Source organism: Dactylosporangium sp. NPDC048998 (assembly GCF_043197855.1).
Lineage (GTDB): Bacteria > Actinomycetota > Actinomycetes > Mycobacteriales > Micromonosporaceae > Dactylosporangium.
This window is the reverse complement of the sequence record NZ_JBICTV010000003.1, coordinates 66,382-79,395: the sequence shown is the minus strand read 5'-3', so window position 1 is coordinate 79,395 and position 13,014 is coordinate 66,382. Positions and strand designations below refer to the sequence as shown.

The following is a 13,014-nucleotide window of genomic DNA, read 5'->3' as shown; positions in this document are numbered from 1 at the left end:
GTATGTGTTGGTCCGTGGGGGTTGCAGCGCTCATCGACGCGCTGCGCCCCCACGGATCGGCGGACTACCGGGTGCGCAGGGACGCGAACGACAACTCGGCCCTGTTCAAGGCCGACGCCACGTGGTGCGCCCAGCAGGCCACCGGCGGCGTGCGGCTGACGGCCTGGAACTTCCCGGGCCAGTACCTGCGCCACTACAACGCGGAGCTGTGGCTGGCCACCCCGGGCGGCGCGAGCGCCTACGACAGCCCGGCCATGTTCACCGAGGACACCACCTGGTCCGTCGACGCCCCCTGGGCGCCGTGACCCACCGCACCTGACCGCGGCCGGCCCCACCCGGGGCCGGCCGCGCTCGTCTTGGCGGGGTCAGCAGCGACGGCAACCTTGCGGAGCAAGTTGGCGTCTTGGTGTGCGTCCCGTTGGCGATGCACCGCCAGACCCGGAAGGATCGGCTCGTGTGAAACCCCTCGTGAGTGAGTTCGACTCGTTCGTGCGATCTCGGAGCGCCGCGCTGCTGCGCTCGGCGTACCTGCTGACCGGCGACCAGCACCTGGCCGAGGACCTCGTCCAGTCGGCGCTGGCCCGCACGCACCGGTCGTGGGGCCGGCTGCACGACCGCGGCAACGCGGAGGCGTACACCCGCAAGATCATGTACAACCTGCAGGTCTCGTGGTGGCGGCGGCGCACGCCCGAGTCGATGCCGGGCGACCTGCCCGAGCCGCGCCGCGGCGGGCGCGGCGCGGCGGACCCCGCCGACCAGACCACCGTGCGACTGATGCTGCGGGCGGCGCTGCTGAAGCTGTCCGTCAAGCAGCGGGCCGTGCTGGTGCTGCGGTTCTACGAGGACTGCAGCGAGGCCGAGGCCGCCGAGCTGCTCGGCGTGTCCGTCGGCACCGTCAAGAGCCAGACCTCGAAGGCGCTGGCCAAGCTGCGCACCGTCGCCCCGGAACTTGCCGAGCTGTACCTCATGGAAGGGGTTGCCCGATGAACGACCGCCGTCTGCGCTTCGACATGGCCGACCTGGCCGACCAGGTCACCCCGGTCGACCTGCGGGACCGGGCGCTGCGGACGTCCCGCCGGCTCGGCTTCCAGCGGGCCCTGGCCACCTCGGCGGCCGTGCTGGTGGTGCTCGGGTCGGCGGCCGGGATCGCCTTCGCGGTCCGGCCGAGCGGCGACGGGCTGGCGCCCACGCCCGCTAGCTCCTCCGACTTGGCCAGCGCGCCGCCGACCGGCACCACGGCGGAGCCGCAGTCCTCCGCCGGGGCCAGCAGCGCCCCCGCCAACCCGCAGGTGCTGGCCGGCACGCGCTACTACCTCGGCTCGAAGGGCGGCGAGCTGCAGATCCACGCCGTGCGGGGCGACACGGACCAGGTGACCGCCCGGATCCCGGACGACTCCGCCCGCTGCGTGTCCAACTCCATCACCGTCTCGCCCGACGGCCGACGGCTGGCGTGGGTGCAGGGCCCGGAGACGGACGGCACCCTGATGACCGCGTCCGTCGACGGCTCCTCCCGGCAGACCGTGGCCAAGGGCGTGGTCTGCCTGGGCACCACCGCGCTCGTCTGGCGCGGCGGCGACCGGCTGATGGTGCAGAAGAACGACGGGACCCACCCGATCCTCGACCTGCCGACCGGCGGGTCGTCCACGGGCAGCGACAGCTCGGAGACGTTCGAGGCGTGGTCCGCCGACGGCCGGTGGTCGGCCGGACGGATCACCGACAAGCGGACGGTGACCAACGGCCAGGACCGGCACTACTACACCTACACGCCACCGAAGGCGGAGGCGGACCACTGGGACGGCTGGGCGGCCCGCAGCGTCTCGATGGACGGCAGGTACGTCTCGATCGGGTGGATCGGCACCGACGCGGCCCGCAGGGACGACAGCTTCACCGTCGTGGACACCACAAGCAGCAAGGTGGTCGCGCTCCCCGTCTCCGGCGAGGTCCGGAGCATCACGTTCACCTCGGACAACAAGGTGCTGGTACGCCAGCGGAACCGAATCGTGGTCCTGGACTCCCAGTTCCACAACCTCGGCGAGCTGACCGAGACGCAAGAGCAGCAGGCCATGACGCTGCTCGCGTACGCGCCCTGATCCCTGCGACCCGGTCGCCGGCCGGTCCCGCGTCGCTCGGGCCGGCCGGCGTCTCGTATCGGGTTTCGGTTATGCCCGCATCACCGTGGCGATGGGGATGCGGGCGGCGCGGAAGGCCGGGATCGAGCCGCCCAGGAGGCCGGCGATGAGCCCCGCGATCACCCCGGCCACGCCGGCCTGCCAGGGGAATGTCATGTCGTGCAGCTGGGGCACGCGTTCGCCCAGGATGCGGCCGCCCAGGTTCACGCCCGCGGCGGCGACGGCGATCGCGGCGCCGGCGGTCAGCAGGCCCGTGAGCAGGGTCTCCGCCAGAACGATGCCGGCCAGCAGGACGCGCGGGGTGCCCACGGCGCGGCGCAGGGCGAACTCCTCCACGCGCTCGCCCACCGTGGCCAGGCCGACGTTGAGGATGCCGGCCACGCCGATGAGCAGGACCAGCGTCGCCATGCTCAGGAAGATCCAGCGGAGGATCTTCAGCTGCTGCTCGATGTGCTTGCGGGCGTCGATGACGCCGACGTTCAGGGCCTCGCGCGGGACGCCGGCGGCGATCAGCTTGCGGGTCAGCAGGCTCTCGGTCTCCCCGGCCGTCGGGGTGAGCATGACCTCCAGTCCGGGGCCGTTGCCTATCATCATGGGCTTGCCGGCGGCGGGGCCGTCGGTGATGACCGGGCCGGTCGCGTCGGGCGCGGCCGGCGGGGGCAGCCAGTTGTTGATCTCGTCGGCGCGGGCGTAGGCCATCGGCTGCTCGTTGCCGTCGTCGATGACGCCGATGATGCGCGGGGTGGGGTTGGCGATGGCGCCGTCGAGGCGCATCTCGGCCGGGATGCGGTAGCGGCCGAAGCCGACCGCGGCGGCCTTGTTGATGACGACGCGCGGCGAGTAGGACGGCTTGCCCGAGAAGTCCAGCCAGCTGCCGGAGACCGAGCGGAACGGGCGGAACTGCCGGATGTCGTTGACCATCGCGACGAGCTGCATCTCGATCGCGGCGCCCGGCGGGGCGGCGCCCCCCTCGTCGACCGGGACCGGGCGGCAGGCGCCGGACTGGTCGCACTGCATCTCGTATCTCGTCCCGGGGCCGTAGCCGCCGCCGTACGTGTCGAGGCGGTCGAACGGCGCGGCGCCCGGGTTGATCGGCCTGACCTTGGGCTCGCCGATGATCGCCTGCATCACGAAGCTCGCGGCGACGCCCGGCTGATCCTTGATCGTCGCCATCGTGACGTCCACGGCCGAACCGATCGGCGGGACGTACATCGTCCGGGTGCCGTCCCTGCCCATGTGCAGCTCGACGTCGGCCAGGCTCATCGTGCGCGCGGTCTCGGCGGCCGCCTGCACGGTGACGACCGCGAGCACGCCCAGGAACAGCGAGATCATCGACAGGAACGTGCGCATCTTGCGGGCGCGGATGCCCTGCAGGCCGATGATCAGCGCGGAGCGGAACCTGCCGGAGAGCCGGATCATGCCAGCTCCAGCGCGACGGGGCGCAGCACGCCGTCGTCGAGGCGCAGCACGCGCTGCATCTTGGCCGCGTGGGCCTGGTCGTGGGTGACCAGGATCAGGCCGCAGCCGCGGTCGGTAGCGGCCCGCATGACCTCGATGACGAGGTTGCCGGTCTCGGTGTCCAGCGCGCCGGTGGGCTCGTCGGCCAGCAGCATCCGCGGGCCGCGCACGAGCGCCCGGGCGATCGCGACCCGCTGCTGCTCGCCGCCGGAGAGCCGGGCCGGGCGGTTCTTGGCGAGGTGCGCGATGCCGACCTGGTCGAGTGCCTCGAGCGTGCGGGCGCGCCGCTTGCGCCGCGGCAGCCAGCCCTGGCCGTTGACCAGCGCCATGGCCACGTTCTGCGCGGCGGTGAGGTGCTTGAGCAGGAAGAAGCGCTGGAACACGAAACCGAACTCGGCGCTGCGCAGCGAGGCGGCCCGGCGCTCGGAGATGCGGGCCAGGTCGCGGCCGCCCATGAGATAGGAGCCCGAGTCGGGGCGGTCGAACAGCCCGATGAGGCTCAGCAGCGTGCTCTTGCCCGAGCCGGAACGCCCCAGGATCGCCACGCTCTCGCCCTCGCCGACCGTCAGGTCGACGCCGTCGAGGATGGTTCGCGGCTGCTGCTGGCCCTTGAGCGTCTTGGTGATGCCGGCAAGCTCGATGATCGGCGTCATTTGCCCGGCCCCGGACCGCCCTGGCCGCCCTTCGCGGCGGGGATGTTCGGGCCCGGCACGGTGACGGTTTCCTCCTCGGTCAGGCCGGTCTTGATCTCGATGACCTTGCCGTCGGTGAGCCCCAGCGTCACCTCGCGGGTCTCGCGGCTCTGGTCGGCCTTGACCACCTCGACCTGGCCCTTGCCCTGCGAGCCGGCGACCGCCTCGACCGGCAGGACCAGCACCCCGGCCGCCTTGGCGGTGACCACCTCCACGGTGGCGGCGGCGCCGTTGATGAGCTTCACGTCGGCCGGCCCGACGCAGACCAGCCGCATCCCGGTCGGTTCCGACGGCTGTTGCTGCTGGCCCGGAGTCGGGGGCAGCACCGGCGCGGCGCTCGCGCTCGGATTGGGCGCGGGCGCCTTGGGCTCGGGGATCACGCCGGCCGGCAGCGCGGCGAGCGTGCCGAGCACGGTGCACGCGAACGGCCCGGGCCCGCTCTTGATCTGTGCGGTGACCGACTGCAGGGTGTCGGAGACCTGGTAGGCCTGAGCGCCGTCGATGTCCGCGACGATGCCGTAACCGACCTGGCGGGCCGACACGATCGGCATGCCTGCGGTCACCTTCGACCGGTCGTCGACGAGCCGCCCGGCGAAGACCGCCCCGGCGGGCACCTCGACCGCGGTCGCCTTGCCGCCGGCCCAGATGTTGGCCACCTTCGTCGGCTTCGTCGGGGTGCCGGTCGGTGCCTTCACGTCGAGATACCGCACCTCGCCGTCGATCGGCGCGACCAGCCCGAAGGTCGGGCCCAGCTCGACCTTCCCGCTCAGGCTGACCTTGTTGGTGAGGTCCTGCCGCGTCGGCTTGGCGGTGGTCACCGCGGTGCCGCGGTTGGCCAGGCCCGGCGGCGGCTGCTGCGAGGCGGCGGACTGCGTGCACCCGGCGAGCAGCCCGAGCACGGTCAGTAACGGCAGGATTCTTCGCACCGGGCAACCTCCGACACCTGTTCGCGGTCCGATCGAAGTCCGCCAAAGGGTAGCCGCCCGTCGGGGGACCGTGCTGCCCCGTTCGGGGTGAACGCGAAAAAAACCACCCAGCGTGCACGATGCGGACACGGAACGGCCGCCCCTGGCGACCGAGCCCCGGAATCGTGTGGGCGATGGTCCAGGGGACGCGGGAGGAAATCCGCCCCCGGTCGCCCACCGGCGGTAGTTAGGTCGAAATATGGTGCGAAACACGGCTCTCTGGAAACCAGACCCGACCTTCTATCCGTCACCGCGCGACGCGGTGCTGGCCCCGCCGGAGCAACTCGCCTACGTCGGCGCCTTCGACCGCGCGGCAGAGCGGCCTGACGCGATCGCCGTGGTCGACACCGACCCCGATTCGCCCGACTACGGCACCGTCGTCGGCTGGACCGACCTGCCCAACACCGGCGACGAGCTGCACCACTTCGGCTGGAACGCGTGCAGCAGCGCGCTGTGCCCCTACGCGCCCCACCCGCACGTCGAGCGCCGCTACCTGATCGTTCCCGGGCTGCGCTCGTCCCGCATCCACGTGTACGACACCGCGCCCGACCCGCGGCGGCCCGAGCTCGTCCGGCTGCTGGAGCCCGAGGAACTCGCCAAGCGGGCCGGGTACTCCCGCCCGCACACCGTGCACTGCGGCCCGGAGGGCATCTACGTCTCCGCGCTCGGCGGCGCCGACGGAGCGGACGGCCCCGGCGGCGTGGCCCTGCTCGACCACACGTCCTTCGACGTGCTCGGGCGCTGGGAGATCGACCGGGGGCCGCAGTACCTCGCCTACGACGTCTGGTGGCACCTGGGCCACGACGTCGTCGTCACCAGCGAGTGGGGCACCCCGTCGATGATCGAGGACGGGGTCGTCGCCGAGCTGCTGCTCGGTCGCAAGTACGGTCACGCCCTGCACTTCTGGGACCTGCGCAAGCGCCGGCACCTGCAGACCGTCGACCTCGGCGACGAGCACCAGATGGCCTTCGAGCTGCGCCCGGCCCACGATCCGACCAGGGACTACGGGTTCGTCAACGTCGTGCTCAGCGTCGAGGACCTCTCCGCCTCCGTCTGGGTCTGGCACCGCGAGCACGGGACGTTCAAGGCCACCAAGGTCATCACGATCCCGGCCGAGCCCGCGGACGCCGATCTCCTGCCGCCCGTACTGCAACCGTTCGGCGCCGTGCCGCCGTTCGTCACCGACATCGACCTCACCGTCGACGACCGCTTCCTGCTCGTCTCCTGCTGGGGCACCGGCCGGCTGCTGCGCTACGACGTGTCGGACCCGTTCAGCCCGGTCCTCGTCGGCGAGGTGCGCCTCGGCGGCATCGTCGCCCGAACCGCCCACCCCGCCGCGCCGGACCTGCCGCTGTCCGGCGGCCCGCAGATGGTCGAAATCAGCCGCGACGGACGTCGTGTATACGTGACCAACTCTCTCTACGGGGCCTGGGACGACCAGTTCTACCCCGACGGCGTCGGCGCCTGGATGGCGAAGCTCGACGTCACCGAGCAGGGCGCGCTCGAGCCCGACCTCAGGTTCTTCCCGCACGGCGAGGCCTTCCGCGGCCTGCGCGTGCACCAGACCCGCCTCCAGGGCGGCGACGCCTCGTCGGACTCGTACTGCTTCCCCTGATGACCAGCGGAGCCCTCGTCGCCCTCGCCGCCATGGGCGCCTTTCACGGCCTCAACCCGGGCATGGGCTGGCTGTTCGCCGTCGCGATCGGGTTTCAGGAGCGCAGCCGGGCCGCCCTGTTGCGCGCCCTGGCCCCGATCGCCGCCGGCCACGCCGTGTCGATCTTCGTGATCGCCGGACTCGTCAGCGCCCTCCAGTCCGTGATCGCCACCCGCGCCGTCGCCATCGGCGGCGGCGTGGTCCTGGTCGGCTTCGGCCTGTGGCGCGCCCTGTCGCAGCGGCACTTACGCCGGGCCGGCATGCGCCTCACGCCCCTGCAGCTCTCGGGCTGGTCATTCCTCATGTCCAGCATCCACGGCGCCGGCCTCATGCTCGTCCCCGTCCTGGTCGCCGGGGGCATCGACGCCGGCGTCCACCATCACGGGGTCACCGCCCGGGCCACCGCCCCGCTCTGGGTCGGCTTCCTGGCCACCGCTGTCCACACCGTCGGCATGGTGACGGTCGCGGGCGTCATCGCCCTGCTCGTGTACCAGGTCGTGGGCCTGCGCATCCTGCGCTCGGCCTGGATCAACCTGGACAAGGTGTGGGCCTTCGCCCTGGTCGGCGCCGGCATCGCGACCGTGGCGGTGGCCGTGTAGTCCCGGCCCACCCGCCGGCCGGTGCAGCCCGGCTACGTGCCGGCGTTCACGGGCGCCGCCCTTGCGGTACAGCGGCGGGATCTTCCCTGGCGTCGTAGCGCGCCTGCGCCTTCGTGATCTCCGGCATCTCCGCCTCGATGAGCTCGATGAGCGCGACGAGCTTGACGGCGATGCGGCGGCCGCCGTCGGTCAGGCTGTACTCCACCCGCGGCGGGATCGCGCTCACCACCTCGCGCGTCACCAGCCCGTCGCGCTCCAGCGCGTGCAGGGTCTGCGACAGCATCTTCTCGCTCACGCCGTCGACCCGCCGGCGCAGCTCGTTGAACCGGTGCGTGCCCTCGAGCAGCGCGGCCATGGACAGGATGCCCCATCGCCCGGCGACGGTGTCCATGACCGGGCGCGAGGTGCAGTTCTTCGCGAAGACATCGAACACGAGCTGCTCGAGGGACATCTCACTACGATAACCGAGCCTCTTGCACTTTCTAAAAGTTAGTGCATACGATTCGGAAATGACCATTACCGTCACCGGCGCGACCGGACACCTGGGCAAGTTGATCCTGAGCGAGCTGAAGGGGCACGACGTCCGTGCCGTGGCGCGCCGGCCCGAAGCGGTGGAGGGCCCGGCGCAAGAGGTCCGCTACGGCGACTACGAGCGCCCGGAGAGCCTGCCGAACGCGATCGAGGGCACCGACACGCTGGTCCTCATCTCGGCGAGCGAACTCGGCAAGCGCTTCCCCCAGCACCGCGCGGTCGTCGACGCGGCCGTCGAGGCCAAGGTCGGGCGGATCGCGTACGTGAGCATCACCAAGGCCGACACCAGCACGATCGCGATCGCGGCCGAGCACAAGGCGACCGAGGAGTACATCAAGGCCTCCGGCCTGCCGTACACGTTCCTGCGCAACAACTGGTATCTGGAGAACTACACCGCCAACCTGGCCGGCACGTTGGAGCACGGCGCCGTCCTCGGCTCGGCGCGCGACGGCCGGATCGCCGCCGCCACCCGCGCGGACTTCGCCACGGCCGCCGCCGTGGTCGCCACGACCGACGGCCACGACGGCAAGGCCTACGAGCTCGGCGGCGACCGGGCGTTCACGCTCACGGAGCTGGCCCAGGCGCTCACGGTGCGTTTCGGGACCCAGGTGGTGTACCGCGATCTGCCCGTCGAGGAGTTCGCCGGCGCGCTGGAGAGCTTCGGGGTGCCGAACGTGTTCGCGCTCGCCCTGGCCCAGTCGGACGGGGAGATCGCCAAGGGCGCGCTCGACGTCGTGACCGGCGACCTCAGCCGGCTCATCGGCCGCCCGACGACGACGCTCGAGGAACTGCTGAGCAAGCTATAGCGGTCGGGCGGGCCGGGCCCGAGATCACCGGCGCTCGATCAGGTCGGCGATGCGGACCAGCGCCCCGACCAGCCCGGGATCCCGTCCGGCTCGGCGATCAGGCCGGTCTCCACGCTCATGAGCTCGTCGCCCCGGCCGTCCACCCCCGGCGGCCGTTGAAGGCCGCCGAGGGTGGGGCGCCGCGCCGGAACGGCCTAAACCGGCGCGGCAAGCAGGGCGGCCAGGGCTTCGGCCGTCTCGGGGTGGACCGTGAGCAGCGGCAGCGGTCCCGGCTCAGCCCCGACGCCAGCCCCGTCGTCGGCCGGCGACGGCGCGCGCCAGCCGGCGTCCAGGCCGAGCACGTCGGCCAGGGCGTCGGTGGTCGCCGGGTGTGCGGCGAGGAAGGCACCGACCGGGCCGGTCGCCGGGCCCGCCGCGGCGGCGCCGGGGAGACCGACCGGGCCGGCGACCGGGCGGAGACGCGGCTTGGCCAGCCACGGCGGAATGAACGTGTCGACCGCCGGCAGCGTGGCCGGGAACGTGCGGCCGGCCTCCCGGATGAGGACCGGGACCAGCTCGGCGGCCTGGTCGCGCAGCGTGGTGATCAGGGTCGGCAGCCACGGGAGCAACACCGGGTCGGGCAGCTTCGCGAAGGCGTTGGACATGAGCTCGACCACGAACGGCGTGAGCTTCGGGACCGGGTCCAGCGCCTGGATGAAGCCGCTCAGGTATTGCGGGATCGACGGCACGACCAGCGGGTTGCCCAGCAGCTCGGCGCAGCGGACCCGCAGGTCGGCCAGCGGCAGCAGGCCCAGCTGGTGGTGGGCCGACCACAGCAGCGCGACCTTCGCCGGGCTCTCCGGGTGGGACTGGCGCACGGCCAGTTCGAGCTGGGCGCGGTCGCAGCCGAGCGAGAGCGCCAGGCCCTCCATGGTGAACAGGAAACCGAGCATCGCGGCGACCTGCCGCACCCCGGTCTCGTCGTCGACGAACGCGGTCGGCAGCAGCGTGCAGTAGTGCGCGTAGCCCGCGATGACGAACGACTCGCACCACGCAGGCAGCGCGGGCTCGGTCGCGCGGTAGTGCGCGAGCAGCCGCCGGATGCGCCGCAGCACCTCCGGGGCGTCGTCCACCGTGCGCTCGGCGGCGAGCAGCTCCACCGCGCGGGCGCCGAGCTCGTCGGTGAAGCGGCGACTGCCGAGGAACAGGATCGAGTCCTCGACGGCGCTCAGTGCGACCGACGCGGTGGCGTCGGGCGCCCAGACCGACCGGCGCAGCCGCTGCTCGACGACCTGCTCGACGGTCACGCCCTCGTAGCCCAGCTCGATGATGTACCGCTGGTGCTTGCCGATCGCCAGGTCCCAGCTCTCCTGGATGGACTTCTCCCCCAGCCGGCGCGTGCCCATGATGGGCCGCACCGCACCCTCGGGCAGCAGATACCGCAGCATCCACAGCAGGTGCGAGGCCGGCACGAGCTCCGGCCGGCCGGCCAGGTCGAGCAGGGCCCGCTGCACGGTCGACTTCGTCAGGTCAAGGCCGATCGGGGCGAGCCGGTCGTAGACGTCGCGGGCCAGCGGCGGCAGCGCCTCGTAGCCGACCTGGCCGACCCGGTCGCCGCCGAGCAGGATCTCGCAGAGCCGCCGCACGTCCCGCCGGCCGGGCACGACGTCCTTCTCGATGCAGGTGACCGCCGCGTCCTGGAAGTCATACGGCGTCGGCCGCGCCCGGTTGCGCATCCCGGCAAGCAGGATCGACGTCTCGAACACCGCGATGGCGTCGGCGGTGCTGGCCAGGTAGCCGTTGCGCCGGGCCAGCCGCACGATGTCGACGCACCAGCCGAGCAGCTCCTCCTCGTCGAGGCCGTCGAGGACCGGCGGGCTGGCGAGGAAGCCGGAGAGCCGGTCGGCCACCGGCTCCGGGGCCGCGCCCGCCACCGTCGCGACGGCCTTGCGCTTGCGGCTGCCCTTCTGGCCCTCCAGCTGAAACGGCGTGAGCCGCGCCCGGGTGACCGCCTTCTGCCAGGTCGCCGCGGCGATCGAGACCGAGCCCGACGCGAGGCCGAACTGCGCCTCGATGGCCGAGTGGCTGGACGGGATGAGCCCGTAGAGCCACGTCGTCGCCGTGCGCGGGCTGATCTCGAAGTCGGGCACGCCCTCGCCGGTGCCGAACTCCGCGACCCGGCTCGCGGCGTGGAAGGCGCCGCAGACGTAGAGGCAGTCGGCCTTGTCGACGCCGGTGCGGGCCAGGTGCTCGCGCATTCGGGTCCACATGTACCGCTCCCGGTCCTCGTCCACCGCGACCCGCCGGGTGTCGGCCACGCCTCCCCTAGCCAGCCGCCGGAACAGGCTGCCGATGAGCACCATGACCTGCCGGTAGGTGGCGTAGTCCGCGCCGGCCAGCGGCTGCTCGACATACTGGTCCCACCACTCCGACCAGTGCCGCACCTTGCCGTGGTGCAGCAGGTGCTGCTCGAGCTCGGCGAAGCGCGGCCGCAGGTCGCCGATCTCGATGCCGACCGCGTCGCCGTGCAGGTCGGCCTGGTCCGGCTTTTGGTCCGGCTTCTGGTCCGGCTCCTCGGCGCCCTCGGCGGAGGGCGCCTCGTCCTCGCGGGGCTGCCACTGGAACACGTGGTCGGTCGAGCGGTCGACCAGCACCAGCTCGACGCCGGGCGTGTCGAGGGCGTAGGCGATGGCCTGATACTCCGCGGACGCCTCGGTGATCGGCGCGACGACGCTGAGCGGCCCCCACTCCTGCGGAAACCCGTCCAGCTGCGACGCGAACGCCTGCAACGCCACCGGCAGGCGGCAGTTGCGCAGCTCGGTGAGCAGCGGCGCCATGTCCTCGCACAGCTCGAGGTAGATGACCTTCGGCTGCTTCTCGCGCAGCCGCCGGACCATCGCGAGCCCGGACGCGGGCGAGTGGTGGCAGACCGGGAAGATCTCCAGCTCCTCGCGCAGCGCCCGGTCGACGTCGTCGACGATGCCGGCCAGGATCTCCGGGACTGCGCTGGGCCCCTCGGCGAAGGCCGTGGCGGCCTCCACCAGCTGGGACCGTAGCGCGCCGAACGGTGGTGTCTCGGTCATGACAGCGTGGCGATCGCCTGGCGGCCACCCTCGAGGAACGCCGGCCACTCCCCGCCGTCCTCCTTGCTGCGCGGCTCGACGACACCGTGCCAGTATTTGTTGAGGATCGCGAGGTCCTCCGGGCTGCGCCGGGCGAGCGACCCGACCAGCGAGCCGGCGAGCGTCTCGGCGCGCAGGCTGCGGTCGCCGAAGAACGTGCTGTGCAGGATCGCGTCCTCCAGCACGCCGATCTGCTCGGCGGTGGACAGCGCCGACTCGAGCTTGTCGTCGTCGCTGGTCGCCGACGCGGCCGCGGCCCGCAGGTCGGCGAAGCTCTGCAGCAGGATGTCGAGCAGGTTGGGCGGCACATCGAGCTCGATGCGGTGCCGGCGCAGCAGCTCGGTGGTGCGGAAGCGGACGATCTCCGCCTCGCTCTTCTTGTTGGTGACGACCGGGATCCGCACGAAGTTGAACCGCCGCTTGAGCGCCGAGGACAGGTCGTTGACGCCTCGGTCGCGGCTGTTGGCGGTCGCGATGATCGAGAAGCCGGGCTGCGCGAAGACGATGTTGTCGTCGTCGAGCTCCGGGATCGACACGTACTTCTCGGACAGGATCGAGATGAGCGCGTCCTGCACGTCGCTGGTGGAGCGGGTCAGCTCCTCGAACCGGCCGATGACGCCCTTCTCCATCGCGGTCATGATCGGCGAGGGGATCAGCGACGCCCGGGACTGACCCTTGGCGATGACCATCGAGACGTTCCACGAGTATTTGATGTGGTCCTCGGTCGTGCCGGCCGTGCCCTGCACCACGAGCGTCGAGTTGCGCGAGATGGCCGCGGCGAGCAGCTCGGCCAGCCAGCTCTTGCCCGTGCCGGGGTCGCCGATGAGCAGCAGGCCGCGGTCGGAGGCCAGCGTGACGATGCTGCGCTCGACGAAGCTGCGGTCGCCGAACCACTTCTGGGAGATCTCGCGGTCGAGGCCGTCGGCGCGCTCCGAGCCGAGGATGAACAGGCGGATCATCCGCGGGCTGAGCCGCCACGAGAACGGCTTGGGCCCGTCGTCGATCGACTCCAGCCAGTCGAGCTCCTCGGCGTATTTGACCTCGGCGGGGGCGCGGAGCATGTCAGTCATGAGAGGGGG

The 13,014-nt window shown here is 72.0% G+C and carries 12 protein-coding genes; 6 read left to right on the top strand and 6 right to left on the bottom strand.

What is annotated here, in order from left to right:
• Positions 1-14: 14 nt before the first annotated feature.
• The 3 genes from ACGFI8_RS07645 to ACGFI8_RS07635 all read left to right on the top strand — a co-directional run bounded on the left by ACGFI8_RS07645 (position 15) and on the right by ACGFI8_RS07635 (position 2,090).
• A complete protein-coding gene (locus ACGFI8_RS07645; RefSeq protein ID WP_392801452.1) occupies positions 15-305 on the top strand; it encodes an AbfB domain-containing protein in 291 nt (96 codons plus the stop codon).
• Between the two features lie 151 nt (positions 306-456).
• On the top strand, positions 457-987 hold the full coding sequence (locus tag ACGFI8_RS07640; RefSeq protein WP_392801450.1) for a SigE family RNA polymerase sigma factor: 531 nt from the start codon (positions 457-459) through the stop codon (positions 985-987).
• A complete protein-coding gene (locus ACGFI8_RS07635) occupies positions 984-2,090 on the top strand; it encodes a hypothetical protein (RefSeq protein ID WP_392801449.1) in 1,107 nt (368 codons plus the stop codon). Before ACGFI8_RS07640 ends, ACGFI8_RS07635 begins: the two co-directional genes overlap by 4 nt.
• Before the next feature lie 69 nt (positions 2,091-2,159).
• Here the strand turns inward: ACGFI8_RS07635 and ACGFI8_RS07630 are convergent, their stop codons facing one another.
• Genes ACGFI8_RS07630 through ACGFI8_RS07620 form a run of 3 tightly spaced genes read right to left on the bottom strand, consistent with a single transcriptional unit; the run spans position 2,160 to position 5,205 of the window.
• The gene (locus ACGFI8_RS07630) at positions 2,160-3,548 is read right to left on the bottom strand and encodes an FtsX-like permease family protein (RefSeq protein ID WP_392801448.1); all 1,389 of its coding nucleotides are present in this window, start codon (positions 3,546-3,548) and stop codon (positions 2,160-2,162) included.
• Entirely contained in the window at positions 3,545-4,240 is a 696-nt protein-coding gene (locus tag ACGFI8_RS07625; protein ID WP_392801445.1) for an ABC transporter ATP-binding protein, read from the bottom strand. Before ACGFI8_RS07625 ends, ACGFI8_RS07630 begins: the two co-directional genes overlap by 4 nt.
• On the bottom strand, positions 4,237-5,205 hold the full coding sequence (locus tag ACGFI8_RS07620) for an efflux RND transporter periplasmic adaptor subunit (RefSeq protein WP_392801443.1): 969 nt from the start codon (positions 5,203-5,205) through the stop codon (positions 4,237-4,239). Before ACGFI8_RS07620 ends, ACGFI8_RS07625 begins: the two co-directional genes overlap by 4 nt.
• Positions 5,206-5,443: 238 nt before the next feature.
• On the opposite strand from ACGFI8_RS07620, the gene ACGFI8_RS07615 reads away from it, so the two are divergent.
• Both ACGFI8_RS07615 and ACGFI8_RS07610 read left to right on the top strand, forming a co-directional pair.
• Complete coding sequence (locus ACGFI8_RS07615; RefSeq protein ID WP_392801440.1) at positions 5,444-6,859, top strand: selenium-binding protein SBP56-related protein; 1,416 nt, start codon at positions 5,444-5,446, stop codon at positions 6,857-6,859.
• The gene (locus ACGFI8_RS07610; protein WP_392801438.1) at positions 6,859-7,497 is read left to right on the top strand and encodes a hypothetical protein; all 639 of its coding nucleotides are present in this window, start codon (positions 6,859-6,861) and stop codon (positions 7,495-7,497) included. Before ACGFI8_RS07615 ends, ACGFI8_RS07610 begins: the two co-directional genes overlap by 1 nt.
• A gap of 46 nt (positions 7,498-7,543) precedes the next feature.
• Here the strand turns inward: ACGFI8_RS07610 and ACGFI8_RS07605 are convergent, their stop codons facing one another.
• Entirely contained in the window at positions 7,544-7,948 is a 405-nt protein-coding gene (locus ACGFI8_RS07605) for a winged helix-turn-helix transcriptional regulator (RefSeq protein WP_392801436.1), read from the bottom strand.
• A gap of 58 nt (positions 7,949-8,006) precedes the next feature.
• Here ACGFI8_RS07605 and ACGFI8_RS07600 point away from each other — a divergent pair, with 58 nt between their 5' ends.
• Entirely contained in the window at positions 8,007-8,834 is an 828-nt protein-coding gene (locus tag ACGFI8_RS07600) for an SDR family oxidoreductase (RefSeq protein WP_392801434.1), read from the top strand.
• Between the two features lie 194 nt (positions 8,835-9,028).
• On the opposite strand, the gene ACGFI8_RS07595 is transcribed toward ACGFI8_RS07600, so the two are convergent.
• Together ACGFI8_RS07595 and ACGFI8_RS07590 are read right to left on the bottom strand one after the other, a co-directional pair.
• The gene (locus tag ACGFI8_RS07595; RefSeq protein ID WP_392801431.1) at positions 9,029-11,896 is read right to left on the bottom strand and encodes a DUF5682 family protein; all 2,868 of its coding nucleotides are present in this window, start codon (positions 11,894-11,896) and stop codon (positions 9,029-9,031) included.
• Complete coding sequence (locus ACGFI8_RS07590; protein ID WP_392801428.1) at positions 11,893-13,005, bottom strand: AAA family ATPase; 1,113 nt, start codon at positions 13,003-13,005, stop codon at positions 11,893-11,895. Before ACGFI8_RS07590 ends, ACGFI8_RS07595 begins: the two co-directional genes overlap by 4 nt.
• Positions 13,006-13,014 lie beyond the last annotated feature (9 nt).